Below are 26,992 nucleotides of genomic sequence, written 5' to 3'. Positions count from 1 at the left end.
ATAGAGTGACTAATTTTAAAATTTCAGTCTAAAACTAAAATTGGGTGTTAGACCTAAAGAAACACTCTCTACCGTTTCAACTTCGTCATTACTATTTAGACGGTAATACGTGTTGAGAATGTTTTTACGATTTGTGACATTCAGTATTGATACACCTACTGTCGCCTTAATTTTAGGAAGGAGGTCAAAATCATACAAGGCTGAGGTGTCAACTCTTAAGAATTCGGGCAATCGGCTGCTATTTGGTTCTTGAAAAGTAATTCTACTAGGAAAGAAATTAGTGTTAACCGGATTGTTTTCCTCAGGTTTGGTAAATGGCTTTCCGCTCCTATAATTTAACCCGACACCAATTCTAAAATCATTATAGGTGTAATTACCTGCAAAAGTAAGCGTATGCCTAACATCTAGATTGTTGGGAAATGTACTGGGAACAACATCATCAAAAGTATAATTATTAACGTTGTAGGTATAACTTAACCATGCGCTATAATCTGCTGTTTTTTTATTAATCAGAAACTCGATTCCTTTCACATCATAACTGCCGATTTCTTCATTGAATTGATCTTTGCTTTGGAATCCTTGGGTTCGGGCACTAATTCCATTGACTTGTTTATAAAACGCCTCAGCCCCAACATATAGGCTGTGATGGTCATAATTTAAGCCAATTGAACCTTGTTTGCTTTTTGTAATTGGCAAAGGTACTAGTGCGTTTTCTGGGTCGGCGATGTACCATCTACGTTTTTCAATTCCTAAAAAATTCTGTTCTAAATCTACAACTTGATGCGTGGATTGACTTTTAAACTCCCCTTGCAATTCAATATTAAAATCTTGGGATAGCTCATAATTGACATTTAAGCGAGGTTCAACAATATATTCACTGAAAGTGTCAAGATTTTCAACATAGTTTACGCGAGCTCCTCCTCTTGCAAAAAGCTTTTCGTCTGGGGACCTATATTCCACTTCTGAAAAAACCGAATGTGAGCGCAAAACGTTTTTAATTTTATTAAAATAAGGAGGTTGACTAACTTCTGAAAAATTGAACACTCCTGTTTCTCTTAAGTTGTAACCATTTAACCAATGTAACGCATCACTTAGTTGAAACCGTGTATTCAAAACAAGCGCGGTTTCTATTACTTCGTTTTCCTGCGATAGGATTTGGGGAGAATTCACCGTGGTGTTCTCCGAATCAAGGTCATAATGGGTGTAATATGTGTTGATCTTTGTTGAGAAAACATCACTCCAATTGCTTTCTAAGCTTCCTCCTATAGAAAGATTTGTTTGGTTTAACCTGCTGTTGGTTTCACGTAATGAAGTTATGTTTTGTTCTGTGTAATCAAGATGATTGTTGATATTGATAAAACTGACCCTGATTTTATGATTTTCATTTATGTCATATAAAAGTTTACCCGTAAAATCGTAGAAATAAAAATCTTCCGTTCTGTTGATTTCATCCGACTGCCCGGTCCCGCCTTTGATTTGAGTATCTTGAAATGCTCTTTTAAAAAATTCATCGTAGGTTGGGGTATTGAAAAAATCGGTTAACGATCTTCTTCCTGAAAACTGAAATGCTGCATTATGCGCAATAGGTACCTGCCCATATATATCTCCGTTAATCAAGTTAAATCCTGCTCCACCAGCTAAATAATCGGTAATTTGATTATTGGTTTTAATATCAAGAATACCACTGACTCCACCGCCATATTCTGCGCTAGTACCATTTTTAATTAAGGTAACCTTTTCGGTCAGGTAGGGATTAAAGGCAGAAATCAGACCAAAAAAATGACCTGACTGGTACATTCTGATGCCGTCCCAAAGAATAAGATTTTGGTCATTGGTTCCGCCACGAATGTTGATATTGGATACAGTTTCATCAATACTTTTTATTCCTGGTAGTGCCTGAATGGTTTGTAATACATCTGGTTCAATTAACCCTGGAAGTATACCAAAGTCATTGGTTTGTAGTTGAATACTTGCATCCGGTTCTTTGCTTAAACCGGTTGTCAAGAACTGATGTACAATAACCTCTTCCAATTGCTCAAATTTTTCATCCAGCAGAAGTGTTTTGCATGGGTTGGCCCCTGTCAATTCTTTGGCGGCAATGAACAAAGGTTTAAAGCCTATATGTTTGATTTGAATGATTGCATCTCTTGGAATATTCTCAAAATTGAAAGCTCCATTTTCATCGGTTATACCTGCAACAGAACTTCCCAGCACCTCTATGGTTGAACCATTTACCGTATTTTCTTTGAAATTATCAAGAACCGTTGCGCAAATATCCACCGTAGTGCTTTTAGTCAGGGTATAATAGCGAGTATTAAGTTTTTGAATTTTAATCTGCGTTTGTTCCTGCAGATTCAATAGAATTTCCTGTAGGTTCTGATTTTCAGGAATAACGATGTTAATTTTATCAATGTCCTCATCAACAAAAGAAAACTTTATTTCAAAACGTTGCTCCAATATTTGAAGGTAAGTGACTAGGTTTTGGGAATCACCAACGTCTTCCTGTGCTATTATGTTTTTTGGGTAAAACGATAGTAACAGAAAAGATAAAACAATTAAGAATTGCTTATGGCGTTTCTTGGGCATAGAACAACACTTTATTTCCTTCTAATTTAAACTTTATTTGAGAAGGAACACTAATACTTTGTAACGCCAATTCTGTATTTGTGTTGCTAAAAGTGCCTGTAAATAATGTATTAATACTAATATTTTGTGTTTCAACCTTAATGTTGTGCTGTCTCTGAAATTCATCAAGGACATATTTTAAAGGAATACTCTTGAAAGAACTTTCATTGTTCATCCATGATGGTGTCTCCGCATTCGGTTTGTCAGTATCTATTACTTTACCATCGATTGCCAAGAAAGAAGTCCCGGCTGGTAGTTTGGTTTCTTCATTGTTGAAGGTTACACTTACCAATCCTTCATAACAAGTAACCTCAAAATAACCTTCTCTATTTTCAACATTGAACTGGGTTCCCAACACCACCACATCTCCATGATCTGTGGATACTGTAAATCGTTTTCCTTTGGCCACTTTGAAAAAAGCCTCTCCTTCCAAAGAAACATTTCTTTCTTCATCCCATTTCTTTTCGCTATAGGATATTTGTGATTCGGCATTTAAAAGAATCTCCGATGCATCTGGGAGTACTACCTCTTTATTTTCAGCATATTGGGTAGCAATATTTTCGTTCAAAGTATTCAGATAAAAATAAGAGCCCACCATAATAAGTGTTACAGCAGCAGCCACTCTTAAGAACCTTTTAAAAGGTTTCAATTGAATCACTTTATCCTCCTGTAGAACCCGTTTATTTTTAACAGCCTCTAGAGCATTTTCTATATTAAAATCAGGCCCTTCCAAAGTACTGGAGGTCTCTCGAATTCGTTTATAAGAAGTGTACTCGTCAGATTTCTTGAATTCTGCGAGTTCAGCCTCTGTGAGTTCGTTATTGAGCCATTTAGCCAAGTAATTTTCTTGCATGATTTCTAGCTTTATATCTTAATAACAATTCAAATTAAAAAAACCCTACTTTTAAATTCCATCTATTTGTTCGCGTAGCGTTTTAAGCGCCAAATGCATACGCTTTTCAATCGCTTTTACGCTTACCCCTTCCATTTCTGCAATCTGGGCATATTTCTTTCCGTCGATTCTATTTAACAAGAAGGTAGTTCGTTGGTTTTCAGGAAGTGCGTTCAACGCGTCGTCCAATTTTTTCTTGAATTCGTTTTCCTCCATTAAAAATTCTGGGGACTCAAAATTGGTTGTATTTACTTTATCGGCATGTTTTAATCGTACTTTCTCGGCCTTTATTACATTAAGGTATAGATTGTTCGCTATAGTATAAACGTATGCCTTGGCTTTTTCTGGCGTAACCTTCGCGCAGTTCTCCCAAAGTTTTACAAAGGCCTCTTGCACCGCATCATTCGCCTTTTCTTCATTACCGAATTTATAATATATATAGTTAAAAACCGTTTTGGAATTAGCCCTGAAGAGATTGCTATATACCTCTTCTTCACATACGTTGTCCTGAGTATTGGAGTTCAATTAGATTGGTTTTACTCCAAAGATATTTGAAAAAAATGAAATAACGGGGTAGGGTATTTTTAAAGTTGGTTGTTTTAAAGTCATACGAACAAAAAAAATCCAAATCGTTATGAAAAAGTTTTTTAGTTACACATTTTACTCTAGCCTACTGGTAATGGCATTAACATTCACTTCTTGTCAGGATGAGTTTGAGAAATTACCTGAGGATGAGGCCCAAGAACAAGCGATAAATGCAAGTTCATCAACTGCCAAGTTGATAGAGGATACATGCTCTAATGATGGGTCATTTGACAATATAGTTGATGAATCAAGTTGTTTCAACATCAATTTTCCATATACGGTTAACGTAAACGGAGTTGAATTAACAATTAATTCAATAGAGAATCTTGATATGATCGAGGAGATTTTTGATGCTTTGGAAGATGATGAGGATGTTTTAGACATTATTTTCCCAATAACAATCACTATGGCAGATTATGCCGAAGTAACCATTAATGGTATTGAGGATTTACGTGAACTGGCCCAGGATTGTAAAGAAGGTGGTGATGATGACGATATTGAGTGTATAGATTTTGTATATCCTATTACGATGTACACTTTTGATCTTAATAATGAAGAAACAGGGAATATTATTGTTGAGAGTGATAAAGATCTTAGAAGATTTTTTGCGGGACTTGACAAGGATGACCTGATAAGTATGGATTTTCCTGTAACTCTGAAATTGTATGATGATACTGAAATGGTGGTTAATTCAAATGCTGAAATGGCTGCGGCAATAGAAAATGCGAAAGAGTTATGTGATGAAGATGATGATAATGATCATAACGATGATGACTTTACCCAAGAAAGATTAGAAGAGTATTTGGTTGAGTGCCCGTGGTTAATTCATGAGGTTAAAAGAGATAATCAATTACAGACAGACCAATATATTGATTACGTGATGAATTTCACCGAAGATGGTGCAGTTAAGGTTGTTGACCGCGAGGGTAATGAATTGAATGGAACATGGTCTACTAGAGTAGCAGAGCATAAAGTAATGTTGAAGATGGAGTTTGATGACTTGGTTGATTTTACTTTAGAATGGTTTGTTTATGAATTGGGTGAAGGTAGAATCAAGATTTATGGTGATGACGGAAACCGTATTATAATGCACAGAGGTTGTGATATTATTAATGATGATCCAAACACACTGAGAGAAGTGTTAACTGAATGTAGTTGGATAATAAAGAGAGTGTTCAACGAAGGTCAGGAAATCAAAAGGTTGTTAGGATTTGAATTCAATTTCGAACCAGAAGGTGTTGTTACATTGAGTAGTGGAGATATTGTATCTCAAGGTACTTGGGAGATAACCACAAATGAGCAAGGACGTTTGGTAATGGCAATAACTATGGGAGAAGAGCCTGGTGTTAGTTTTGAATGGCCATTGTCTGACTTAAGAGATGATAGACTAAAATTCTCAATACCCGGAACAGATTATGAGTTGGTTCTTGAAAGAAATTGTGATAATGACGATAACGACGAAGATGTAACTTGGATTAGAGGGTTGTTCAATGAAACCGAATGGGAATTAGCTTTGTTCAATCAAAATGAGGATCCAATGGTTGAAGCTTATGGTGGTTTCATTTATAAGTTCAGTACAGATGGTGCGATTACCGTTCTAGATCAGGACATGCAAGAGATTAGTACTGGCAAATGGTATGTGTATAGAAATAGTGATGAAAAATTGGAAATGATAATTAGGTTCGAGCCTGGAAGTAATTTCCAACCTCTTAGCAATGACTATAAAATTCTAGAGGTTGAAGAAAATCGAATAGAATTAAAGCACGAAAATCGCTATGGCGGCTATGACCATTTGATTTTTGAGAAGATATAATATATTGATTCCCAATGCAATTTGTGTTGGGGGTCTTTTTTAATACCCCTAAATTCTAACCTATGAAAAAAAGAATAATGTTTATGGCATTTGCCATACTGAGCATGGGATTAATAATTTCATGTGATAAGGATGAAACAGAAGTTGAACAAGAGATTACATCGGCTGATATGTCTAAAATTAAGACGGCAGTTGAATCTGGTGATTGGAAAATAACTGATTATTCAGATGCTGGCTCTAATGAAACCATCAATTATGAAGGCTTCAATTTCACATTCAACAATGATGGTACTTTAGGAGCTACAGATGGGAGTACTTCGGTATCTGGTGCTTGGTCTTTGAAATCTACAGATAATGACGAGTTGGATTTCAATATATTCTTTACAACCCCAGATATTTTTGAGGAGCTTGCAGATGATTGGGAAATAAAGAAATACTCAAGTTCAAAAATTGAACTTATCGATGTAAGCACAGAGGATAGTAGCACTGATTATTTGACTTTCGAAAAAATATAACCCTTTTTTGCCCCACAACCCTTGAAAAAGCATTCATTTTAAATGGGTGCTTTTTTGTTTTTATTAAAATGAAGAAAAAGTTTATAGGTTTAACAAAACTCAACAATCAACGATTCTTATTAACACTCACTTGCCTATGGACACTATATTTCTTTACTTTGCAAACCTCCGCTAACAATGCAAGAATATGTTTGATAATTTAAGCGAAAAGCTAGATAAAGCACTGCACGTCCTAAAAGGACATGGGCAGATTACCGAAATAAATGTTGCTGAAACGACCAAAGAAGTCCGTAGGGCTTTATTGGATGCTGATGTTAACTTTAAGATAGCCAAAGAATTTACCAATAGGGTAAAAGAGAAAGCTTTGGGCCATAATGTATTGACTTCTTTACAACCAGGCCAATTAATGGTCAAAATTGTAAAAGATGAACTAACCCAGCTAATGGGAGGTGAAACCGAAGGTATTGACCTTTCAGGCACTCCTTCAGTGATTCTGATGTCTGGTTTACAGGGTTCTGGTAAAACCACGTTCTCAGGTAAATTGGCCAATTTTCTTAAGACAAAAAAATCAAAGAAACCATTATTGGTTGCCTGTGATGTTTATCGCCCAGCTGCGATTGATCAGTTACACGTTGTTGGTGACCAAATAGGTATTGAGGTTTATTCCGACAGGGAAAATAACGATCCTGTTTCGTTGGCGCAAGCAGGTGTGGCACATGCAAAGGCAAATGGGCATAATGTGGTAATTATAGATACCGCTGGTCGACTTGCTGTGGATGAAAAGATGATGACCGAAATATCGAACATTCATGGTGCGGTTAAACCACAGGAAACGTTGTTTGTTGTCGATTCCATGACAGGGCAGGACGCAGTGAATACTGCTAAAGCCTTTAATGACGTCTTGAATTTTGATGGGGTTATATTAACCAAATTAGATGGTGATACACGTGGTGGTGCTGCTATTTCAATTAAATCAGTTGTAGATAAGCCGATTAAATTCATTGGTACTGGTGAGAAGATGGAGGCCATTGATGTGTTCCATCCATCAAGAATGGCTGAACGTATTTTAGGAATGGGAGATGTTATATCTCTTGTTGAAAGGGCCCAAGAGCAGTTTGATGAAGAGGAAGCCCGCAAAATCCAAAAGAAAATCGCCAAGAATAAATTTGGTTTTGATGATTTCTTGAACCAGATCCAACAAATTAAAAAGATGGGTAACATCAAGGATCTTATGGGCATGATTCCAGGAGCGGGTAAAGCTTTAAAAGGACTTGACATAGATGATGACGCTTTCAAACATATTGAGGCCATCATTCATTCTATGACACCTGATGAGCGCTCAAACCCTTCTAAATTGAACGCTAGTCGTAAAAAACGAATTGCAAAAGGCAGTGGTCGTGATGTTCCAGAGGTAAATCAGCTTCTAAAACAATTTGACCAAATGGGTAAAATGATGAAAATGATGCAAGGCGGTGGCGGTAAAAAGATGATGCAAATGATGGGTGGCATGAAAGGTATGCGACCATAATTTTTTAAGTAAAGCAACAACCATAATAAATCATTAGACACATGACAATTCTAGACGGGAAAAAGGTTTCCAACGAAATAAAAGAGGAAATTGCTTTAGAAGTGACCAAGATGAAGGAAAACGGGGAAAAAGTTCCTCATTTGGCTGCAATTATTGTGGGTAATGATGGCGCTAGCCTTACCTACGTAGGTAGCAAAGTTCGTTCTTGTGAGCGTGTTGGATTTGAATCTACCTTGGTTCAAATGCCTAACACCACTTCGGAGGTAGAGTTACTTAATAAAATTGAAGAGTTGAACCAAAATGATGATATTGATGGGTTTATAGTACAATTGCCATTACCTGACCAGATTGATACGCAAAAAGTACTTATGGCCGTTGATCCTGATAAAGATGTTGATGGTTTTCATCCTACGAATTTTGGCAAAATGGCGTTGGACATGAGTACATTCATACCAGCGACCCCATTTGGAATTTTGGAACTTATTGAAAGATACGGGGTAGAAACCCAGGGGAAGCATACCGTAGTTATCGGTAGAAGCCATATTGTTGGTAGACCTATGAGTATTCTTATGGGCCGTAAAGGATTCCCAGGCAACTCAACTGTCACCTTAACCCATAGCCGTACCAAGAATATCACGCAAATTACTTCTCAGGCAGATATTATCATATCGGCATTGGGTGTGCCTAAATTTTTAAAGGCTGAAATGGTCAAGGACGATGCCGTTATTATTGATGTGGGTATTACCCGTGTACCAGATGAAACTCGAGAAAGAGGATACTATATTACCGGTGATGTAGATTTTGAAAATGTAAGCAAAAAAGCCTCTTTTATTACGCCAGTTCCAGGAGGTGTTGGTCCAATGACCATTGCCATGTTACTTAAGAATACTTTATTGGCGAGAGAACGTCATAGAAGTAGGGCGTAAGGTCAATAGTCTTCCAGTATCATCTTGGCTTCAATACTATCATTGGGTGTAATTACATCCAAATCATTACTATCATCATAATCACAACTGCTCATACAGATTATCGCGTAAAGTAGTATTCCAATAAAAAATAACTTCTTCATAGGTGGTAATTTAGTAGGTATTATTACCATGTTATGCTATCTAAATAACGTCAAAAAGTTGAAAATGTTACCTGTATACAGACGTGAGGTTTGATTGATTGCCTGCAATTCAGTACCTTTTGTAGATAATCAACCTTCAACATGAAAAACCTCATACTTATTTCCCTTTTTTGTTTGCTATGTATATATGGTTGCAATACCCCAACCAAAAACCAGAACAGTATTGCCATTTCTTTCTCAGAAAGTGTGAATGTAGAGGAATTAGATGGGCGCCTACTATTAATGTTGTCCAATAATGACGAAAAGGAACCGCGTTTTCAAATTAATGATGGATTAAACACCCAACTGATTTTTGGAATGAATGTAGATAATATGAAAGCTGGAGAATCTATAACTTTTGACGATTCAGTATTTGGTTATCCATATGCATCACTCAAAGATGTGCCTCCGGGAGAGTATAATGTACAGGCCTTATTGCATGTTTACGAAACCTTTGACCTTTCTACCGGTCATACGGTGAAATTGCCAATGGATAATGGCGAAGGGCAACAATGGAACAGGTCGCCTGGAAACTTGTACAGCAAACCATTCAAGATTACAGTAACTGAAAGCGGTATTCATAATGTAGAGGTTGTTATGGATGAGGCAATTCCACCAATAGAAGAACCCAAGGATACTGAGTGGATAAAACACATAAAAGTTAAATCAGAAAAACTATCGGAGTTTTGGGGTAGGGATGTATTCTTGGGCGCACATGTGTTATTGCCCAAAGGGTTTAATGAGCATCCTGAGGCCAAATATCCTTTGATGGTTTTTCATGGTCATTTTCCATCAGATTTTGGCGGTTTTAGAACCACACCACCTGATCCAAATATGAAACCAGAGTACTCGGCTCGTTTTAGTATGGAAGGTTATAACATAATCCAGGAGCAGGAATCATACGATTTTTATAAACGATGGAATGAACCTGATTTTCCGAGGTTCCTGATTATTGAGATTCAACACCCTACTCCGTATTATGATGATTCTTATGCAGTTAATTCTGCCAGCCAAGGACCCTATGGTGACGCCATTACTTACGAATTGATTCCAGAGATTGAGAAGCAATTTCGAGGAATGGGAGAAGGGTGGTCACGTTTTTTATATGGTGGTTCAACAGGTGGTTGGGAAGCATTGGCCGTACAGGTCAAATACCCTGAAGAATACAATGGTTGCTTTGCGGCTTGTCCCGACCCAATAGATTTTAGGGCATATTGCCTTACTAATATTTATGAGGATGAGAATGCCTATTATTACGATAGCGGTCATAAAAAGCTTGAAGTTCCATCACACCGTGATTATCTGGGGCAAATTCAATCTACATTGCGACAGGGTAATCATTTGGAATTGGTGCTGGGCGACAAATCTAGATCTGGACAACAATGGGATATATGGGAAGCAACCTATTCTCCTCAAGGGGAAGATGGTTATCCTGTACGACTTTGGGATAAAATGAGCGGGGATATTGACCATAAAGTCGCTGAATATTGGAAAGAGAATTTTGATTTAAGACATATTTTAGAAAGGGATTGGGATAAGTTAGGCGATAATCTAAAAGGAAAAATACATATCTATTGTGGCGATATGGACAACTATTACCTTAATAATGCGGTTTATTTAATGGAAGACTTTTTAGAGAGTACCACTGAGCCGTATTATGGTGGTGAGGTCACTTATGGTGATAGGGACGAACATTGTTGGAATGGTGACCCAGACCAACCCAACGCCATAAGTCGAATGCGTTATAATTCAATGTATGTTCCAAAAATAATGAAGCGTATAGCAGAAAGCGCACCCAAAGGGGCAGATTTAACAAGTTGGAGATATAAATAGTAGGAAATGAAGAATAAGTCCAATAAGGTTTCTTGGCTGGTATTTGTGGTATTGGCGGTAGCAGTAGGATTATATCCGCTTATTTATTTTTTTATTGACAGACAGTTTGGGCTTTTAGGCTCTAAATCACCTGAATTGCTTGCAAATACACTATGGAATATTGGGTTTTACGGGCATATTTTACTCGGGGGATTGGCGCTTTTTATCGGTTGGGCGCAATTCAGTAAAAAACTAAGAAAAGTCAATCTGAAAATGCACAGGAATGTTGGTAAACTGTACATTATTTCCGTTCTGATAAGCGGAATTTGTGGGGTGTATATTGCATTCTATGCAACAGGTGGGATTATCGCCTCCCTTGGTTTTATTTGTTTGGGATTATTATGGCTCTTCACTACAATTAAGGCATATACAGCAGTCCGAAATAAGGATATTACTTTACATAAAGGTTTTATGATCTACTCCTATGCCGCCTGTTTTGCAGCCGTGACCTTGAGAATTTGGTTGCCCATTTTGAACATTATTTTCGAGGATTTTGCCATCGCCTACCGAATTGTAGCATGGCTTTGCTGGGTGCCTAATATGATCTTCGCATTCTTTTGGGTGCGCAAAAGAGGTTTTGCAATAGGATAACTACTTCAAATATTTCAAGATTTGCGTATTCTTTGCAAGAATATAACTCAAATTTCTGAGCACATTTCATTAACTTGTATGTTCTTAAATTAAGAATATAACAATCATTAATATATGAGAAAATTACTCTTTACGCTAACTTTCATTTTTGGGTTTTTAATATCCTGTTTGGCACAGACAGGCAAGGTGTACGATAATTTGTCAATGACCAGTAAAATATTGGATGGTGAAAGAAAGTATGCTGTGTACCTTCCTCCGGATTATGAAACTTCGGAACGTAGTTACCCAGTTATGTATTTGTTGCATGGAGCGACTGACGACCACACGGGTTGGGTACAGTTCGGCGAGGTGTTGAGAATTACTGATAATGCGATAAAAGACGGCACTGCAACGCCTATGATAATTGTAATGCCAGATGCCGATACTGGTCGTATGGGGTATTTCAATGTAGGTGATTGGAAATATGAAGATTTTTTCTTTGAGGAATTTATGCCTCATGTGGAAAAGAAATATCGTATCAAAAGTGAAAAAAAATATCGTGCAGTAGCGGGACTTTCAATGGGAGGAGGAGGATCCTTTATGTATGCACTTCGACACCCGGAACTGTTTTCCTCAGCTTGCCCTTTAAGCGCTTACGTTGGCCCTTTGACTAAAGAAAACATGAAACGGCAAGGTGAAAGAAGAGGTGAAAAATATACAGATGCTGAAATAAAATCTTATATGAAAAATTACGATGCGCTCAATCTAGTAGAAAGTGTTGCTGTTGAGAAAATAAAATCTGTTCGTTGGTATATAGATTGTGGAGATGACGATTTCTTGTTTGAAGGTAATAGTTTGGTACATATTGCTATGAAAAAGAAAGATATTCCACATGAATATCGCGTTCGTAATGGGGCCCATAGTTGGACCTACTGGAGAGAGTCTTTGCCCAAGGTCTTAGAGTTTGTTTCACAGGCATTTCATCAATATTAAATATATGAGTATTAAAAGATTGGTATTACAAGTATTGGCTGCAGTGATACTCTATGTTGGGATTTCATTGATATTGGAGAAGGAGTATACGAATGATATTATTCTTCGAGAAATTCTTGAAGGCGTGGTATTTGGACTTCTTTATGGTGTATTTATTTGGTTTAGAGAGAAGTTTAGGAATAAAAAAAATTAGTATGATTTATAGACGGTTCGGAAGAACAGATTGGCAGGTAAGCGAAATTGGTTATGGTATGTGGGGCATGGGTGGATGGAAAGAGTCTGATGATGTGCAATCCGCAAAATCACTTGATTTAGCTGTTGAAAATGGAGTTAATTTTTTCGATACTGCCTGGGGTTATGGTGAGGGTCACAGTGAGAAATTGTTAGGGCAATTAGTACGTAGACATGTCAACAAAAAATTGTATACCGCAAGTAAAATTCCGCCTAAGAATTTTAAATGGCCTGCAAAACCCGAATATAAATTTGAAGATTCTTATCCCATTGGGCATATTATTGAGTACACCGATAAAACTTTGCAGAATTTAGGTTTGGAACAGATAGATTTGATGCAATTGCATACTTGGGACGATGTGTGGACAGAAAGGGAAGAATGGCAGCGAGCAATTGAGGAATTAAAGGAGGCAGGAAAAATAGCTTCTATGGGTATAAGTATGAATCGTTGGGAACCAGAAAATGGCATTGAGGCCCTTAAAACTGGAATGTTGGATGCGGTTCAGGTTATCTATAATATTTTTGACCAAGCTCCAGAAGACAAACTATTTCCCTTGTGTAATGAAATGGATATTGCCGTGATTGGAAGGGTTCCTTTTGATGAAGGCACTTTAACAGGAAATATAACTAAAGAAACCACTTTCCCCGAAGGTGATTGGAGGGGTACTTATTTTGTTCCAGAAAATTTAAATTCAAGTGTTGAAAAGGCCGATGCCTTACGACCGTTAATTCCTGAAGGAATGACAATGGCCGAAATGGCTTTACGTTTTATCACAATGAATAAAGCGGTAAGCACCATGATTCCCGGTATGCGAAAAGAACGTAATGTTTTGGCCAATACTGCTATAAGCGATGGTAAAGGTATTTCAGAAGCATTATTCGAAAAATTGAGAGGGCATAGATGGGATAGGGTGCCAACTGTATGGTCTCAATAACTTATTTGGCAAATAATTGCCCCATATCTTTGAAAGCTTTGAATTCCAATGCGTTTCCTGCAGGATCTAGAAAGAACATTGTGGCTTGTTCCCCTACTTGGCCCTCAAATCTTATATATGGCTCAATTACGAAATTGATTCCTTTAGACTTCAACTCGGTTGAAAAAGTTTGAAAGGTGTCCCATGGCAGAACCACACCATAATGAGGTACAGGAACGTTTTTTCCGTCTACAGGGTTCGTGTGCAGTTCTTCGTTGGTTTTTGGTTTATAATGTATCACCAATTGATGTCCGAACAGATTAAAATCTACCCAATGATCGCTACTTCGACCTTCTTCGCAGCCAAGAATTTCACCATAAAATTTACGGCATTCAGATAGATTGTGAACAGGAATGGCAATGTGAAAAGGAGATACTTCTGGCATAACTGAAAGTTTGCTTAAAAGTAGATCTTTTCTATGATTTAAGAAACCTCATTATCTCTAGATTCACATTGCCTTGATGCATAGAATGGCCTAACCCCTTGGTTTTGTAAAAAGTGCTATTCTCCCAGTTTGCATGTACACTTTCAGAAGCTTTGAAAGGAGCAATGCTATCTTCCTCATCATGAATTACAAGCCCTCTTTTTGATAAATGCCCCGTAAATGTTGAAGTGGAAAACTCATGTATTCTAAATCCGAAATAATCTTTGAAATAGTCATCTAGTGCACTAAAAACACTATCGTTGAATTTTAGTAGCTGTTGATAGTGTTCCATTATATCCTGAAGCTTGGAAGGTGATCCAATCGTTACTATTTTTTTTATCTGGTCATTGGGATATTTTTCATGGTGATACAATGTGTTCATACCACCAACGGAATGTCCGATTACTATTTGAGGTTTATAGTAATCAACGATTGCCTCAGTACATTCGGTATATAACGGTACATTTAGAATTGTACCTGTAGAATTACCATGGGCAGGGGCGTCAAAAGCTACGATGTTGTAGTCCTCATTATTCAAGTATGATATTAGGTTTCTCCATCGAAAAGCATTGCTTTCCCAACCATGTAAAAGCAGAACAGTTTCATTAGAGCCTTTCCATTCGTAGGCCTGTAACTCTAAATCTTTAACCTTTATCCTTTGACTTTTGGCTTGTTCAAGGAATTCTTGTTGCTCCGGTCTTACTTTTCCTTTTCTAGGAGTGCAAAATAGATTAAAGGCTTTTTTTGCAGCTTGTTTTCTTGAAAAGAGGGCGATTAGGTTAAAAAAGGCCCCGAAAGCCAGTGGAACTAATTTGTTAAGTGTTCTTTTCATTTTATAATGAAGTTACTTTTTGTAACTTAGTATTAAATTAATACCAAAAATAAGAATATTACACCAATTTTTTGTTAGGTGTAAAAAAGGTCACAAGGTATGCAAATGGAAACTATCACTGAGAATCAAAAGGTTAAGGTTGCAAAAAAAATAAAAAAAATGTTTGGACATCTTGATCCAAAATTTGAAGAATATTGTCCAATTAGGGATGTTATGGCCTTGGCTTCTGATAAGTGGAGTATTCTCATAATCCTGTATTTGGGTTATTTTCCAGTAATACGTTTCAATAAGTTAAAGAAATATGTGTATGGTATTTCAAGCAAAGTTCTGAGTGAACGCTTAAAAAACTTAGAGGCTGATGGTTATATTTTTAGGAAGATGTATCCCGAGGTTCCTGTACGCGTTGAATATGGACTTACAGATTTTGGCCATTCCTACCTGCAAAAATTGATTGAACTTACTGAATGGGTCAACGACTATAGTGATGTAATCATGAGAAACAGGAAAAACTACAAGCAAAGCATTTAGTTGGTTAATCCCAACCAACCATCAAATATTTTATTTTCGCCTCATCCGGTACTTGAACGGCATCTATACTTGGACTTGAAACATAGCGAAGACTTGCCGGTAATTCACTCTTGTCAATCGTAAAATACACGTCAGAATCCTTAACGAAGATTACAATATTGTTAATCGATGTTATGATTTTTTTTATTGAGTATTTTTCTTTGATATCCTTAAACGTACTGTTTAAACCTACCCCTTTTTCTGTTTTGAACCTTGAATCATTAATCCTAACATTCTGCACTTTGGGAATACTATCTGTACTTGGTGTTAAGGTCAAAAGATGACTGCCACTTTTCTCATAGACATTTATGCTTCTGGCTCCAAAACCCAAGGCCAGCTTCATTGTATCTTTTACAATCGAATCTTGATCGTAGATTACCTCCAGATCCCGCACTAAACTTATTTTGTCAAGTTTACCAACGCTGTTGTTGGTAATCAAAAAAGTTGTGTCTTTTTCTTTACTACATTGAGTCAATAAAGCAATAGCAAATACCGCTATAACCGCATATACCTTCTTCATATTTATTATCGCATTACTTTTTTTAATACTCCTAAAACACCTCTTATGAAGGTGGCACTAGTTAATACCTTGATGACTGGATTTTGTCTTGTACTTCTTCGAGAGGATGTTCTTTTTCTACTTTTTGGTTTATTCCGTTCTTTTTCAGCCTCTTTTTCAGCTTTCTCTATTTTTTCATTGAGAATTTCATAAGCACTTTCCCTATCAATGACTTTATTGTATTTGCCTACGAGATTAGAGCTTTTAATTACAGACCTTAGCTCACTATCGGTAAGAACATCCATGCGGCTCATTGGAGCACGTAACAATGTAGCTGCCAAAGGAGTGGGGCGGCCTTTTTCGTCCAAAGCCGAAATCAATGCCTCACCTATTCCTAGAGATGTCAATACTTCTTTGGTGTCATAATAATCTGAAAGCGGATAGTTCTCAGCGGTCAATTTAATAGCTTTTCTGTCCCGGGCGGTAAATGCCCTCAACGCGTGCTGAACTTTAAGCCCTAATTGTGCGAGTACTTCATTGGGAACATCGGTTGGGTTTTGGGTAACGAAATACAATCCAATACCCTTAGAACGTATTAATTTTACAATACTTTCAATTTGATCCAACAACGCTCTCGAGGCTTCTTTGAATATTAAATGTGCCTCATCAATGAATAATATCAGTTCAGGTTTATCACTGTCACCTTGTTCAGGGAATGTTGAATATATTTCGGCCAAAAGGCTCAACATAAAAGTTGAGAATAACTTAGGACGGTCTTGAATGTCGGTAAGACGAATGATGTTTATATATCCTCTACCATTTTCATCAATTCTGGTAAGGTCATCAACCTCAAAAGATTTTTCACCAAAGAACAAATCTGCTCCTTGTTGTTCCATTTCAATGATTTTTCTTAAGATGGTTCCAGTAGAACTGGTTGAAATTCGCCCATAATCCTTAGTGAATTCCTTTTTGCCAGTTCCTGTTGCGTATTGAAGTACTTTTTTAAAATCTTTAAGATCTAATAGAGGTAGCTTATTATCATCACAATACTTGAAGACCACAGCGACGATTCCTTCTTGAGTTTCTGTCAGATCAAGAATTCTTGATAGTAAAACTGGTCCAAATTCTGAAACCGTAGCCCTCAATTTCACCCCGTCTTGTTCCGACAGTGAAAGTATTTCCACCGGAAAATTCTTCGGCTCAAAAGGGATCCCTATTTTCTCATGACGCTCATCAATTTTAGGATGGCCTGGACTAGGTTCTGCAATACCACTTAAATCACCTTTGAGGTCCATAAGCAATACCGGAATTCCTTTATCAGATAAATTTTCTGCAATAATCTGAAGGGTCTTTGTTTTACCTGTCCCTGTAGCACCCGCGATCAAGCCATGACGATTTAGGGTTTTTAGGGGGACTTTTACAAGCGCATTGCTAACGGCTTCACCATCTAACATTGCAGCGCCCATTGTTATGAAATCGCCCTTTGTGGTATACCCTTTTTCTATATGTGCGAAAAATTCTTCTTTGGAGCTCATGAGGTCTAATTTTTGATAAAAATAGGGCATTTTTAGGCAACAATAAAACGAATACTAAGTACTATCTTTGCCAAATGGCAAATGAGGAAGTTTTAGCATTGGTAGACAAAGGATTGATGCTTCCGTTAATGGAAGAATTTTATACCATTCAAGGGGAAGGTTACCATAAAGGTACGGCTGCATACTTTGTAAGGGTTGGTGGTTGCGACGTAGGGTGTCACTGGTGCGATGTAAAAGAAAGTTGGGATGCAGAGACACATCCGCCTACAGACATAAAAAGTATTGTAGTTAATGCCGCCGTTTATTCAGATACCATTGTTGTAACTGGGGGTGAACCCCTAACTTGGGACATGGGGCCTTTAACGCAGGCGTTGAAATCAAAAAATATAAATACTCATATAGAGACTTCTGGAGCTTATAAACTTACTGGTGATTGGGATTGGATCTGTCTCTCTCCAAAAAAGAACAAACTTCCGTCTGGTCTTATATATGAAAAGGCCCACGAGCTCAAAGTAATTGTCTATAATAAACATGATTTGATTTTTGCAGAAGAACAGGCAGCTCAGGTAGGCAAGAATTGTATTTTGTATTTGCAGCCAGAATGGAGTGTTCGTGATAAGGTTGTGCCAATGATAGTTGAGTATGTAATGAAGAACCCTAAATGGAAAGTATCATTGCAGACTCATAAATATTTGAATATTCCTTAGCTATTACCTGCCGCCATTGGTTTGAAGGTCCAATATGCACTCAGGATCCAGTCCAGGTGCATCGGCGAATCCTTTGGAAGCTCTTTTTTCAAGCATTTTTTTCATTCCTGCGCCAAATTGTAATTCAGCTCTCATTAGGCAACCCTCAACATTGCAATGGTTTTCAGAATCTACATCTTCATGGCCGTTAACAGGAGTTGAGCCAAGGTCTACAAGCCCTAACAAATGCCCAAATTCATGGTTAAGTGTAGCCGTCTCTACATCGCCAACCGAGATCAGATTGCTTTTACTGGCCAAAGTGCGAATTGTATCCTCATAAATAACCATAGAAGTATTTAGGTACACAGCTCCCAAGGTCACTAAATCTTCTTCTTCCTTATCGTCTTCGGAAGGAGCATCTGCAAAATAAATATAGATTGCCAGAGTGCTGCCATCATTATAAATGGTTCTGTTCTTATCCTCTAATTCAACAATTTCATCTAGTGTTAACTTAGCTTCGTTTGGTGAAGGTAATTCCTTGTAAATGAGTTCTATATTTTGTTTGAATGAATGGGTCTCTAAAAAGTTGACAAAATCTGTCATAGCACTTGTCGTAGGTCTAAAACCGTCAACATATGCTATTTCAATTTGTAGTTTATCAAAATTTGTGTTCGACAGAATATCGTTTGCAGAGGAGCCTGTGGCTTTTAAGTTTGCTGTTTTATCAACCGCACTTTGTTTGGGGTCATCGTTCGAGTTTTTTGAACAACCGAGTACTATACCCAAAAATAACAGCAACACTACCCAAATACGTTTTTTCATGGCTCTTTTATTGTAAAATGTAAAAAGATAACGCAAAAAACATACCTACTATTATTATTTGTGCGTCAATCTGGCTAAATAGTCGTAATGTTCCCCTTGGCTTACAAGTTCACATACGAATCCGCTATCATTTGCGGCATTCTGTAATGTGTTGTAATCAAGGTATAACCAATCAAAAGGCGAGCCTTTCTCACCTTTGTATTGCATGGTAAACTGTACTTCCCCATAATATGAGACATTGTTGGGAACCCAATGGCCCCCGTCCTCATCTTCTTCGAACATATAAATAATATCGCTAGAGTCCAAGATTATTTGACCTTGAGGTTTTAGTAATGATTTAAAATGACTTAAATATGACTTGAGCAATGATAGTTTTCCAACTATGCCAACACCGTTCATGAGCATCAATAAAGTATCAAACCTTTCGCCGTTAAAATCGAGGATTGTACAGTTTTTAGTTGATTTAATCCCTCTTTGAATACAAGTCCTAATAGCTCCGTTAGAACTGTCCAGGGCAGTGACTGTCTTATTTTTATTTTGTAAATAAAGGCTATGATTACCGGCTCCACATCCAATATCCAAGATACTTCCTTTACATAGTTTTAAGGCTTCTTGTTCAATTGGGGGCATTTCTTCATATGCTCTAAAAAGATAAGTTAGAGGAATAGTATCTTGTTCATCTAAGGAAGAAATAGTGATAATATCATCGGAATACTTGCCATTTTCGTAATCCCATAAAGCCTTTCCGAATACATCCATATCCTAAGAATTTGTACTTTGCGTGCAAAAGTGGGGTTTTTACCTCGTTATAAAAAACTGTAGATGAATAACCTCAAGAAGATTTTATGTTGCTTACTATTTTTACCACTAACAATTACGGGGCAAGAATCAGGTTATTCGGAAGATGTATCCAAATATTTGGATAGTAATGGTACAATGTTGCAATATGAATATGCCTATGCTGAACTGATAAAAATATTGAGTGGCCATTATCCGGAAAATAAGGGAAATGCGCATAAATGGAAATACTTGAAAGAAAATAGAAGTAAGGAATTGAAAAAAATGAAGCATTTATTAATTCCCATCTATGAGTCAAATTTCACCAAAAGTGAAATCAACAGAATGTTGACTTTTTATAAGACTGAAGCTGGAACCTTGTTAATAAAGGATCGTACTAAAATGACCGAGACCCATAAGTCCGAACTTAAAGTTTTTTATATTTCGGAGATTGGAAAAAAAATCAATGCGAAGCAAGAAATTTTGAGCCAAGAAGTATCCAAGGTTTCTGAAGTTTGGAGCAGAAACCTCTACATGTCATCTTTAAATCTGTTGAAGAATGAATGAAATTCTAAAACAACTTCCTAAAAAAGCAGCAGAAAAAAAGAATGAAAACAAGAAGTTTTTCACTAGACTAAAAAAGAAACCACCGAAGAACATAGATTATGTAATGCAGGAATTACATGACAATGAATTTGAAAAAACAAATTGTCTTACTTGCGCAAATTGTTGTAAAACCACGGGACCTCTTTTTACGAATGCCGATGTTGAGAGAATTTCCAAACATTTTAGATTAAAACCTCAACAGTTTATAAAAGAATACTTAAAAATTGATGAGGATAACGACTATGTGCTTCAGCAAGTCCCCTGTACTTTTTTGGGTACTGATAATTATTGCTCCATATATGATGTAAGGCCAAAGGCTTGTCGTGAATTTCCACATACCGACAGGAAAAAATTTCAGCAAATAAGTGGTCTAACCATGAAGAATGTCGCTATTTGTCCTGCGGCTTTTAACATTGTTGAGGAAATGAAAAAAAGGCTCAAATAATGAATAAAACCTGCTTTAATTATATAGCAGATACTTTGCTCTTATTTTCATAAATCGCTTCAAATCGGCTTGCCAAGTTTTTTTTATTTCATTTTCAGAAAGTCCAGCTTCGATTTGTTGCTGTAATTTTTCGGTTCCTGCATGTTTGGTAAACCCACTAGTATTGAAAACCTTAGATTTATCATGGGCATTTTCATAAGCATCAATTATCCATTTTAGAGAAACTTCGTTCATTTTAGGAAATTTGGACAAATCTTTTCCATAGCACAACTGCCCATTTTCTTTAGGACTTTTAGAACCAAAATTTGGTTTTGGGGAATATTTAAAACTGTATTGGATACTATCTAAAAACGATGCGCCGTACCGTTGAAATTGAAATTCGGTACCCCTACCGGCATTGATATTGGTTCCTTCAAATAATCCTAAACTTGGATATAAATTAATGGCCGTGTCACTGGGTAAATTGGGCGAGGGTCTTAAAGCAATACTGTATTCAGAATCATGAGTGTAATTTTTCAATTTAATCACCGTAAGGTTTGCTTTAACTTCATTTGCTAACCACCCTTCGGTATTTATCATTTGTGCATATTCCCCTATTGTCATTCCGTACACAAGGGGTATAGTGGTCATTCCTAAAAAGCCTGTATGTTCCTTTTCCATGGTTGGTCCATCAACATAATGACCGTTGGGATTGGGTCTGTCCAATACGATTACGGGAATATTATTATCCGCGCAGGCTTCCATGACCAATTGAAGCGTAGCGATATAGGTGTAAAATCGGACGCCTACATCCTGTATATCAAATAAAACAACATCCAAGCCTTTCAAAAGTTCCTTTGAAGGCTTTCTGTTTTTTCCATAAAGTGAAATTAGGGGCAGTCCTGTTTTGGTGTCAACACCATCTTTAACCTTTTCACCTGCATCGGCTTGACCACGAAACCCATGTTCTGGAGCAAACACTTTTATAATGTCAATCTTTAAACTTAATAACGAATCTACCAGATGGGTATAATTTTTATTGGTTTTATAAATAACACTGGTCTGGTTCCCAACGATTCCTACTTTTTTTCCTTTTAGTAAATTTAGATACTCCTCAGTTCTATTGGCACCTACTTTTATAGGTTTTTTTTCTTCCAATGAAATTTTATCAATTTCAGAACCTTCTGTTTTTTTAGATTGTTTTTCACTGTTTCCACAGCCTGACATTACTAAAACCCATAAGAAAACTGTACTTTTGAAACTGGATAAAAACGCCATAATTTGAATTTAGAATATTTTATAGCCAAACGACTCATCAAGGGTGCGGCGCATAAAATTAGCATATCCGCACCAATAATAAAAATTGCTATAGCGGCTATTGCTATCAGTGTTTTTATGATGTTGATTGCTATTGCAACGGGTGTTGGTTTAAAGCATAAAATACGTGAAAAAGTAGCAGCTTTTAATGGGCATATCCAAATTTACAATTATGATAACAATACTTCAGATGTATCTGTAGTTCCCGTTTCAAAAGAGCAAGAGTTTTATCCTAATTTCAATATTGTAGAGGGTGTTGACCATATTCAGGCAGTCGCTTCAAAAGCCGGAATCATAAGAACAGAAGATACTTTTGAGGGTTTTATTGCCAAGGGTGTGGGCAAAGATTACAATTGGAAAGTTTTCGAAGAGTATTTAGTGGTTGGCGAATTGCCAGATTATTCGGGTGACTTAAATACTGAAGTCGTGCTTTCACAGTTAATGGCCAATCGGTTGCAATTGAAGACCGGGGATTCTTTTTCTGCTTTTTTTCCAAAAGAAGAAGATCCCTTGAAACCAAATCAGCGAAGATTTAAATTAGTTGGTATTTATGATAGTGGTTTTGAGGAGATTGATGGTGTATTTGCATTTGTTGATATTCGGCATGTGCAACGAATGAACAAATGGGAACAAGATCAAGTGGGTAATTTTGAGGTCTTTTTAAATGGTTATGATGATATTGATCAGATAAGCCAAGAAATCTATGGTAAGATTTTATCCAATTTAGATACACAGACAGTGGTAAATAAATATTATAAAATTTTTGAGTGGATAAATTTATTTGACTTTAATATTGCACTCATTATAGGTATAATGATTATTGTAGGTGGTATTAATATGATTACTGCCTTATTGGTGCTTATCCTTGAACGTACCCAAATGATAGGTATTTTAAAAGCCTTAGGTTCTGCGAATTGGAGTATTCGAAAGGTTTTTTTGTACAATGCTGCGTATTTGATTGCTGTTGGCTTATTTTGGGGCAATCTATTGGGGTTAGGTTTTATTTGGGCTCAGCAAAAATATCGTATTCTTAAGTTTCCGAATCCTAAAGAATACTATATAGAATATATTCCTGTGCATATTGATCTTCCAACTATTCTTTTTCTGAATCTTGGTGTATTGGCCTTGTGTTTATTAATGCTTCTTGTACCTTCTTATATTATTACCAAAATAAACCCTGTTAAAGCTATTAAGTTTGAATGATTAAGGGTGGATAATCAAGTACAGTGTAATTTAAAATGAAGAATAGATTTGGTATCTTCGGAAAAAATTGTTTTTCGATGAATTATAAGTTCCAAATGTTTAAAATTCAATATCGCTTATTACTTGTTTTATTTACGACATTGATTGTTGGCTGTAGCAATGATGATGGTAACATTTCCGTTGATCCTGATAAAGAAACTGAAATCCCTGATGGCGATAGACTTCCGTCCGTTTCAATTAATACGCTTGGCGGTTCAATTGTTGATGAGCCCAAAATTGATGCTTTAATGACGATTACAGAGGATGGCACAATAACCTTTGATGGCAATATCGCTATTGAAATTAGGGGTTCTTCTTCTCAGTTTTTCTTCCCTAAAAAATCATACGGTTTTGAAACACGTGACGCCAGCAACGAAGATTTAGATGTTGCATTGATGGGTTTTCCTGAAGAAGAAGATTGGATACTTCATGGCCCATTTAGTGATAAATCACTTGTGAGGAATAAACTTATATTCGATTTGGCCAGAGATTTTGGCATGTATGCAAGTAGAACAAAATTTACTGATGTATCTATAAATGATGATTATCAGGGAGTTTACGTGTTAATGGAAAAAATAAAGCGTGATAGTGTTAGGTTAGATATAAGTAAGTTGAAAATAGATGATAATTTAGGTGAAGAGCTTACTGGAGGATACATATTAAAGATCGATAAATCAACTGGTGCCGGTAGTGGTCTAAGTTCAATGAATTCATTTATATCTCCACATGCCCCATTAAGTGGTAATTCTGGTCAAACCATAGTATATCAATATGCATATCCAAAACCGGATGAAATTACCAGCGAACAGAGAGCATATATTACCGATTATGTTTTAGGGTTTGAAAATGCCTTGGCGGCTGATACATTTACTGATCCCACACTTGGTTATAGCTCCTATATTGATGTAGCAAGTTTTATAGATTTTTTCATTCTGAATGAGCTTTCGAATAATGTAGATGGATACCGTTTAAGTACTTATTTGCACAAGGATAAGAATGAAAAACTTAGAATGGGGCCGATTTGGGATTTTAACTTGGCTTTTGGCAATGCAGATTATTGCAGCGGGGGGTCAACGCAAGTGTGGGCATATAGATTTAATGAACGCTGCCCAGGGGACTTTTGGCAGGTGCCTTTCTGGTGGGATAGATTATTGCAAGATCCTGAGTTTGTTTCACAATTGAAAGCACGATGGACAGCGCTTAGATCCGGTATATTGGCTGATGGTAATATTCACAACAAGGTCGATTCATATGTAGCCAATTTGGAGACTACAAATGCCATTGAATCAAATTTTCAAAAATGGAATATTTTCGGCACATATGTTTGGCCCAATAATTATGTAGGGGCGAGTTACAGTGATGAAGTTGACTATTTAAGAACGTGGATCGATAATCGCCTGTGGTGGTTAGATGGTTCCATTGAAGCTTTATAATTTCAAATAATTATTTTTTACATGAATATTAGATTTTTTATTTTCCTCATTCTATTTTTTTCTTCATTCCATATTACTGCTCAAAAACTGACAAGAGTTGAGAAGAAATTAGTGAAAATCGTTGCAAAGAACAATGCCGATGCCATTACATTATTAGAAAAGACTGTGAATATTAATAGTGGCACTTTAAATACCAAAGGTGTTAAAGAGGTCGGAGAGGTATTTGCCAAGGAGTTTCAATCAATAAATTTTGAAACTAAATGGATTGATATGCCTGCCGAAATGAATAGAGCGGGACATTTGTTTGCAGAGATTAAGGGCGGTAAAGGAAAAAAGTTATTGCTTATTGGTCATCTTGATACTGTTTTTGAAGAGAATAGTCCTTTCCAAACTTTTAAAATGGTCAATGACAGTATTGCCCATGCTCCAGGGGGAAATGATATGAAGGGGGGTAACATCATCGTGCTTTATGCATTAAAAGCTTTACGTGAAAATGGGTTGCTAGATGATGCACAAATTATTGTGGCTTACACAGGTGATGAAGAAAGTACGGGTAAACCTTTGAAAACCAGTAGAGGGGATTTGGTCAATGCTGCAAAAAGGAGCGACATTGCCTTAGGTTTCGAAACTTCGACCGGTTTTAATTATGCAACGGTAGCCCGACGGGGGGCCTCGGGTTGGGAAGTTGAGGTAAAAGGGAAACGCGCACACTCCTCGGGTATATTTAGTGAAAGTGTTGGTGCTGGCGCCATATTCGAGATGTCCAGAATTTTGAACGAATTCTATACCAATGTTAAAGGCGAAGAGTTCTTGACCTTTAATCCAGGAATTTTAATGGGCGGTACATTCTTGGATTATGACATTAAAACAGGAAATGCTTCTGCTTTCGGAAAAAGCAACGTAGTTGCTCAAAATGCCATCGTAAAAGGGGGATTACGTTTTATATCAGAAGAACAGAAAGAAGATGCAAGAAATAGAATGCGTGAAATAGTTAAAAATAATCTTCCAAACACTTCCGCTAGCATTAAATTCACGGATAGTTATCCGGCAATGGGGCCAACAGACGGAAACAAAAGCTTACTTAAACAGTTGAACCAAGTTAGTTTGGATTTATCCCAAGGAGAGGTAATTGCTTATGACCCGGGAAAAAGAGGAGCGGCCGATACTTCATTCGTCGCCGCCTATGTTGATTGTTTAGATGGTTTGGGCACCATGGGCTCGGGAGCCCATACTCCAGAAGAAACGGTCAACTTGAATACCATTGAGTCTTTGACCAAGCGAACAGCAGTACTTATTTATAGACTAATTAATCAATAAGAATGGTCATTCTAAATTGCGAAAACCAAACCGTCAGGATTGATAAAGGTGAGTTGCTTGGTTATGTGGTAGATGACCATGAGTATATTCATCAAAAAGGGAGCTTAGGATGGCGAAACTCAGATACCGAGATGTTTCCTATAATAGGCCCAACCGCCGAGGCTGATTATCAAGTTGCAACTCTGAAAGGCACAGCTGTTCAAGACCAACATGGGCTTTTGAGGGAACTTGATTATGAATTGGTACAAGTCTCGAATAAGCATGCAGTTTTTGCGAAAGAGTATTTTGCCAGCAGCAAGGTGGTGAATTCAAAATATCCTGATAAATCATTGGTTGAAGAATTATCTTGGCCCTATGATTTTAAGTTTGAAAAAAGATTTGAACTTTCTAAGAAAGGCTTGGTAATAACATTTGAGATTTTCGGAGATGAAGATATGCCTTTCATGTTGGGCTATCATCCTGCTTTTAAATTGTATGCAAAGGATTCGTTTGTCGAGACAAAAAAACAGAGAATAAACTTGGAACAAGTGCTTTCGGTTGGTAGTCGAGCATTGTGTTTAGACGAGTGTGAAGACCTTTTTTTGCAGGATGCAAAAAGATTGCAAATAAGAACAGCAGGATTTGGTAACTTTATGTTGTGGACAGAGGTTGACAATATGATCTGTATAGAACCAATTACTTTCTATCCATATAAGGTGAAGCAAAAAAAACTAAATGAGGGATTCATGTTTTTGAAAGAGGGTAGTGCCCAATTCAAAGTTGAAATTCTACCACAATAGTAACCTACTATGAATTTTAAAAAAAA

At 36.9% G+C, this 26,992-nt stretch carries 28 protein-coding genes; 17 read left to right on the top strand and 11 right to left on the bottom strand.

Annotated elements, in window-relative coordinates; all coding sequences use genetic code 11:
* Positions 1 to 15 precede the first annotated feature (15 nt).
* The 3 genes from FB2170_RS03615 to FB2170_RS03605 are packed head-to-tail and all read right to left on the bottom strand — an operon-like array spanning position 16 to position 4,042.
* Positions 16 to 2,586 carry a TonB-dependent receptor plug domain-containing protein gene (locus FB2170_RS03615; RefSeq protein WP_013305155.1) on the bottom strand — a complete coding sequence of 857 codons (2,571 nt, stop codon included), beginning with the start codon at positions 2,584 to 2,586 and terminating at the stop codon, positions 16 to 18.
* A complete protein-coding gene (locus FB2170_RS03610; RefSeq protein ID WP_013305154.1) occupies positions 2,567 to 3,478 on the bottom strand; it encodes a FecR family protein in 912 nt (303 codons plus the stop codon). The genes FB2170_RS03615 and FB2170_RS03610 overlap by 20 nt, the downstream gene beginning before the upstream one ends.
* Positions 3,479 to 3,529: 51 nt before the next feature.
* Positions 3,530 to 4,042 (bottom strand): RNA polymerase sigma factor, encoded by a 513-nt coding sequence (locus FB2170_RS03605; protein ID WP_013305153.1) that lies wholly within the window; start codon positions 4,040 to 4,042, stop codon positions 3,530 to 3,532.
* Between the two features lie 109 nt (positions 4,043 to 4,151).
* On the opposite strand from FB2170_RS03605, the gene FB2170_RS03600 reads away from it, so the two are divergent.
* The 4 genes from FB2170_RS03600 to FB2170_RS03585 all read left to right on the top strand — a co-directional run bounded on the left by FB2170_RS03600 (position 4,152) and on the right by FB2170_RS03585 (position 8,884).
* On the top strand, positions 4,152 to 5,915 hold the full coding sequence (locus FB2170_RS03600) for a hypothetical protein (RefSeq protein WP_041632658.1): 1,764 nt from the start codon (positions 4,152 to 4,154) through the stop codon (positions 5,913 to 5,915).
* A gap of 62 nt (positions 5,916 to 5,977) precedes the next feature.
* The gene (locus tag FB2170_RS03595; protein WP_013305151.1) at positions 5,978 to 6,430 is read left to right on the top strand and encodes a hypothetical protein; all 453 of its coding nucleotides are present in this window, start codon (positions 5,978 to 5,980) and stop codon (positions 6,428 to 6,430) included.
* A 187-nt stretch (positions 6,431 to 6,617) separates the two neighbouring features.
* Positions 6,618 to 7,958, top strand: a complete 1,341-nt coding sequence (gene ffh / locus FB2170_RS03590; RefSeq protein ID WP_013305150.1) for a signal recognition particle protein — start codon at positions 6,618 to 6,620, stop codon at positions 7,956 to 7,958.
* Positions 7,959 to 7,999: 41 nt separating this feature from the next.
* A complete protein-coding gene (locus FB2170_RS03585) occupies positions 8,000 to 8,884 on the top strand; it encodes a bifunctional 5,10-methylenetetrahydrofolate dehydrogenase/5,10-methenyltetrahydrofolate cyclohydrolase (RefSeq protein ID WP_013305149.1) in 885 nt (294 codons plus the stop codon).
* A 2-nt stretch (positions 8,885 to 8,886) separates the two neighbouring features.
* Here the strand turns inward: FB2170_RS03585 and FB2170_RS17325 are convergent, their stop codons facing one another.
* The gene (locus FB2170_RS17325; RefSeq protein WP_158306079.1) at positions 8,887 to 9,027 is read right to left on the bottom strand and encodes a hypothetical protein; all 141 of its coding nucleotides are present in this window, start codon (positions 9,025 to 9,027) and stop codon (positions 8,887 to 8,889) included.
* A 141-nt stretch (positions 9,028 to 9,168) separates the two neighbouring features.
* Between FB2170_RS17325 and FB2170_RS03580 the strand changes: the two genes are divergently transcribed.
* The 5 genes from FB2170_RS03580 (at position 9,169) to FB2170_RS03560 (ending at position 13,667) form a co-directional block, all read left to right on the top strand.
* Positions 9,169 to 10,899, top strand: coding sequence for an alpha/beta hydrolase-fold protein (locus tag FB2170_RS03580; RefSeq protein WP_013305147.1), 1,731 nt, complete (start codon positions 9,169 to 9,171; stop codon positions 10,897 to 10,899).
* 6 nt (positions 10,900 to 10,905) lie between these two features.
* The gene (locus FB2170_RS03575) at positions 10,906 to 11,529 is read left to right on the top strand and encodes a DUF2306 domain-containing protein (protein ID WP_013305146.1); all 624 of its coding nucleotides are present in this window, start codon (positions 10,906 to 10,908) and stop codon (positions 11,527 to 11,529) included.
* Positions 11,530 to 11,643: 114 nt separating this feature from the next.
* Positions 11,644 to 12,501, top strand: a complete 858-nt coding sequence (locus tag FB2170_RS03570; RefSeq protein WP_013305145.1) for an alpha/beta hydrolase — start codon at positions 11,644 to 11,646, stop codon at positions 12,499 to 12,501.
* A 4-nt stretch (positions 12,502 to 12,505) separates the two neighbouring features.
* Positions 12,506 to 12,694: a hypothetical protein gene (locus FB2170_RS03565; protein ID WP_013305144.1), complete on the top strand. Its 189-nt coding sequence runs from the start codon at positions 12,506 to 12,508 to the stop codon at positions 12,692 to 12,694.
* A 1-nt stretch (position 12,695) separates the two neighbouring features.
* Positions 12,696 to 13,667, top strand: coding sequence for an aldo/keto reductase (locus tag FB2170_RS03560; protein WP_013305143.1), 972 nt, complete (start codon positions 12,696 to 12,698; stop codon positions 13,665 to 13,667).
* A 1-nt stretch (position 13,668) separates the two neighbouring features.
* On the opposite strand, the gene FB2170_RS03555 is transcribed toward FB2170_RS03560, so the two are convergent.
* Together FB2170_RS03555 and FB2170_RS03550 are read right to left on the bottom strand one after the other, a co-directional pair.
* Entirely contained in the window at positions 13,669 to 14,091 is a 423-nt protein-coding gene (locus FB2170_RS03555) for a VOC family protein (RefSeq protein ID WP_013305142.1), read from the bottom strand.
* A 31-nt stretch (positions 14,092 to 14,122) separates the two neighbouring features.
* On the bottom strand, positions 14,123 to 14,962 hold the full coding sequence (locus FB2170_RS03550) for an alpha/beta fold hydrolase (protein WP_013305141.1): 840 nt from the start codon (positions 14,960 to 14,962) through the stop codon (positions 14,123 to 14,125).
* Between the two features lie 105 nt (positions 14,963 to 15,067).
* Here FB2170_RS03550 and FB2170_RS03545 point away from each other — a divergent pair, with 105 nt between their 5' ends.
* On the top strand, positions 15,068 to 15,490 hold the full coding sequence (locus FB2170_RS03545) for a winged helix-turn-helix transcriptional regulator (protein ID WP_148232055.1): 423 nt from the start codon (positions 15,068 to 15,070) through the stop codon (positions 15,488 to 15,490).
* 4 nt (positions 15,491 to 15,494) lie between these two features.
* Here the strand turns inward: FB2170_RS03545 and FB2170_RS03540 are convergent, their stop codons facing one another.
* Positions 15,495 to 16,049: a hypothetical protein gene (locus tag FB2170_RS03540; RefSeq protein ID WP_013305139.1), complete on the bottom strand. Its 555-nt coding sequence runs from the start codon at positions 16,047 to 16,049 to the stop codon at positions 15,495 to 15,497.
* A 5-nt stretch (positions 16,050 to 16,054) separates the two neighbouring features.
* Entirely contained in the window at positions 16,055 to 17,563 is a 1,509-nt protein-coding gene (locus FB2170_RS03535; protein ID WP_041633025.1) for a helicase HerA-like domain-containing protein, read from the bottom strand.
* A gap of 74 nt (positions 17,564 to 17,637) precedes the next feature.
* Here FB2170_RS03535 and FB2170_RS03530 point away from each other — a divergent pair, with 74 nt between their 5' ends.
* Positions 17,638 to 18,270 carry a 7-carboxy-7-deazaguanine synthase QueE gene (locus tag FB2170_RS03530; RefSeq protein ID WP_013305137.1) on the top strand — a complete coding sequence of 211 codons (633 nt, stop codon included), beginning with the start codon at positions 17,638 to 17,640 and terminating at the stop codon, positions 18,268 to 18,270.
* Positions 18,271 to 18,273: 3 nt separating this feature from the next.
* On the opposite strand, the gene FB2170_RS03525 is transcribed toward FB2170_RS03530, so the two are convergent.
* Together FB2170_RS03525 and FB2170_RS03520 are read right to left on the bottom strand one after the other, a co-directional pair.
* Positions 18,274 to 19,071: a hypothetical protein gene (locus FB2170_RS03525; protein ID WP_013305136.1), complete on the bottom strand. Its 798-nt coding sequence runs from the start codon at positions 19,069 to 19,071 to the stop codon at positions 18,274 to 18,276.
* Positions 19,072 to 19,125: 54 nt separating this feature from the next.
* Positions 19,126 to 19,830, bottom strand: coding sequence for a class I SAM-dependent methyltransferase (locus tag FB2170_RS03520; RefSeq protein ID WP_013305135.1), 705 nt, complete (start codon positions 19,828 to 19,830; stop codon positions 19,126 to 19,128).
* 63 nt (positions 19,831 to 19,893) lie between these two features.
* Here FB2170_RS03520 and FB2170_RS03515 point away from each other — a divergent pair, with 63 nt between their 5' ends.
* Together FB2170_RS03515 and FB2170_RS03510 are read left to right on the top strand one after the other, a co-directional pair.
* On the top strand, positions 19,894 to 20,415 hold the full coding sequence (locus tag FB2170_RS03515; protein WP_013305134.1) for a DUF2059 domain-containing protein: 522 nt from the start codon (positions 19,894 to 19,896) through the stop codon (positions 20,413 to 20,415).
* Positions 20,408 to 20,899, top strand: coding sequence for a YkgJ family cysteine cluster protein (locus FB2170_RS03510; RefSeq protein WP_013305133.1), 492 nt, complete (start codon positions 20,408 to 20,410; stop codon positions 20,897 to 20,899). Before FB2170_RS03515 ends, FB2170_RS03510 begins: the two co-directional genes overlap by 8 nt.
* A gap of 15 nt (positions 20,900 to 20,914) precedes the next feature.
* On the opposite strand, the gene FB2170_RS03505 is transcribed toward FB2170_RS03510, so the two are convergent.
* Entirely contained in the window at positions 20,915 to 22,156 is a 1,242-nt protein-coding gene (locus FB2170_RS03505) for an exo-beta-N-acetylmuramidase NamZ domain-containing protein (RefSeq protein WP_013305132.1), read from the bottom strand.
* A gap of 3 nt (positions 22,157 to 22,159) precedes the next feature.
* Here FB2170_RS03505 and FB2170_RS03500 point away from each other — a divergent pair, with 3 nt between their 5' ends.
* From FB2170_RS03500 to FB2170_RS03485, 4 genes are all read left to right on the top strand, one after another.
* Complete coding sequence (locus FB2170_RS03500) at positions 22,160 to 23,398, top strand: ABC transporter permease (RefSeq protein WP_013305131.1); 1,239 nt, start codon at positions 22,160 to 22,162, stop codon at positions 23,396 to 23,398.
* A 77-nt stretch (positions 23,399 to 23,475) separates the two neighbouring features.
* Complete coding sequence (locus FB2170_RS03495) at positions 23,476 to 24,870, top strand: CotH kinase family protein (protein WP_158306078.1); 1,395 nt, start codon at positions 23,476 to 23,478, stop codon at positions 24,868 to 24,870.
* A gap of 21 nt (positions 24,871 to 24,891) precedes the next feature.
* On the top strand, positions 24,892 to 26,187 hold the full coding sequence (locus FB2170_RS03490; protein ID WP_013305129.1) for a M20/M25/M40 family metallo-hydrolase: 1,296 nt from the start codon (positions 24,892 to 24,894) through the stop codon (positions 26,185 to 26,187).
* A 2-nt stretch (positions 26,188 to 26,189) separates the two neighbouring features.
* Positions 26,190 to 26,966, top strand: a complete 777-nt coding sequence (locus tag FB2170_RS03485; protein ID WP_013305128.1) for an aldose 1-epimerase — start codon at positions 26,190 to 26,192, stop codon at positions 26,964 to 26,966.
* Positions 26,967 to 26,992: the final 26 nt, after the last annotated feature.

Source organism: Maribacter sp. HTCC2170, assembly GCF_000153165.2.
In the GTDB taxonomy this organism is placed as follows: domain Bacteria; phylum Bacteroidota; class Bacteroidia; order Flavobacteriales; family Flavobacteriaceae; genus Maribacter_A.
The sequence above is the reverse complement of the archived record's forward strand: the minus strand, read 5'-3'. Positions and strand labels throughout refer to the sequence as shown.

Excerpts from the sequence above, each read along its gene's own strand:
- FB2170_RS03615 (WP_013305155.1), bottom strand. The coding sequence starts at position 2,586 with ATGCCCAAGAAACGCCATAAGCAATTCTTAATTGTTTTATCTTTTCTG.
- FB2170_RS03610 (WP_013305154.1), bottom strand. The coding sequence starts at position 3,478 with ATGCAAGAAAATTACTTGGCTAAATGGCTCAATAACGAACTCACAGAG.
- FB2170_RS03600 (WP_041632658.1), top strand. The coding sequence starts at position 4,152 with ATGAAAAAGTTTTTTAGTTACACATTTTACTCTAGCCTACTGGTAATG.
- FB2170_RS03595 (WP_013305151.1), top strand. The coding sequence starts at position 5,978 with ATGAAAAAAAGAATAATGTTTATGGCATTTGCCATACTGAGCATGGGA.
- ffh (WP_013305150.1), top strand. The coding sequence starts at position 6,618 with ATGTTTGATAATTTAAGCGAAAAGCTAGATAAAGCACTGCACGTCCTA.
- FB2170_RS03585 (WP_013305149.1), top strand. The coding sequence starts at position 8,000 with ATGACAATTCTAGACGGGAAAAAGGTTTCCAACGAAATAAAAGAGGAA.
- FB2170_RS17325 (WP_158306079.1), bottom strand. The coding sequence starts at position 9,027 with ATGAAGAAGTTATTTTTTATTGGAATACTACTTTACGCGATAATCTGT.
- FB2170_RS03580 (WP_013305147.1), top strand. The coding sequence starts at position 9,169 with ATGAAAAACCTCATACTTATTTCCCTTTTTTGTTTGCTATGTATATAT.
- FB2170_RS03575 (WP_013305146.1), top strand. The coding sequence starts at position 10,906 with ATGAAGAATAAGTCCAATAAGGTTTCTTGGCTGGTATTTGTGGTATTG.
- FB2170_RS03570 (WP_013305145.1), top strand. The coding sequence starts at position 11,644 with ATGAGAAAATTACTCTTTACGCTAACTTTCATTTTTGGGTTTTTAATA.
- FB2170_RS03565 (WP_013305144.1), top strand. The coding sequence starts at position 12,506 with ATGAGTATTAAAAGATTGGTATTACAAGTATTGGCTGCAGTGATACTC.
- FB2170_RS03560 (WP_013305143.1), top strand. The coding sequence starts at position 12,696 with ATGATTTATAGACGGTTCGGAAGAACAGATTGGCAGGTAAGCGAAATT.
- FB2170_RS03555 (WP_013305142.1), bottom strand. The coding sequence starts at position 14,091 with ATGCCAGAAGTATCTCCTTTTCACATTGCCATTCCTGTTCACAATCTA.
- FB2170_RS03550 (WP_013305141.1), bottom strand. The coding sequence starts at position 14,962 with ATGAAAAGAACACTTAACAAATTAGTTCCACTGGCTTTCGGGGCCTTT.
- FB2170_RS03545 (WP_148232055.1), top strand. The coding sequence starts at position 15,068 with ATGGAAACTATCACTGAGAATCAAAAGGTTAAGGTTGCAAAAAAAATA.
- FB2170_RS03540 (WP_013305139.1), bottom strand. The coding sequence starts at position 16,049 with ATGAAGAAGGTATATGCGGTTATAGCGGTATTTGCTATTGCTTTATTG.
- FB2170_RS03535 (WP_041633025.1), bottom strand. The coding sequence starts at position 17,563 with ATGAGCTCCAAAGAAGAATTTTTCGCACATATAGAAAAAGGGTATACC.
- FB2170_RS03530 (WP_013305137.1), top strand. The coding sequence starts at position 17,638 with ATGGCAAATGAGGAAGTTTTAGCATTGGTAGACAAAGGATTGATGCTT.
- FB2170_RS03525 (WP_013305136.1), bottom strand. The coding sequence starts at position 19,071 with ATGAAAAAACGTATTTGGGTAGTGTTGCTGTTATTTTTGGGTATAGTA.
- FB2170_RS03520 (WP_013305135.1), bottom strand. The coding sequence starts at position 19,830 with ATGGATGTATTCGGAAAGGCTTTATGGGATTACGAAAATGGCAAGTAT.
- FB2170_RS03515 (WP_013305134.1), top strand. The coding sequence starts at position 19,894 with ATGAATAACCTCAAGAAGATTTTATGTTGCTTACTATTTTTACCACTA.
- FB2170_RS03510 (WP_013305133.1), top strand. The coding sequence starts at position 20,408 with ATGAATGAAATTCTAAAACAACTTCCTAAAAAAGCAGCAGAAAAAAAG.
- FB2170_RS03505 (WP_013305132.1), bottom strand. The coding sequence starts at position 22,156 with ATGGCGTTTTTATCCAGTTTCAAAAGTACAGTTTTCTTATGGGTTTTA.
- FB2170_RS03495 (WP_158306078.1), top strand. The coding sequence starts at position 23,476 with ATGAATTATAAGTTCCAAATGTTTAAAATTCAATATCGCTTATTACTT.
- FB2170_RS03490 (WP_013305129.1), top strand. The coding sequence starts at position 24,892 with ATGAATATTAGATTTTTTATTTTCCTCATTCTATTTTTTTCTTCATTC.
- FB2170_RS03485 (WP_013305128.1), top strand. The coding sequence starts at position 26,190 with ATGGTCATTCTAAATTGCGAAAACCAAACCGTCAGGATTGATAAAGGT.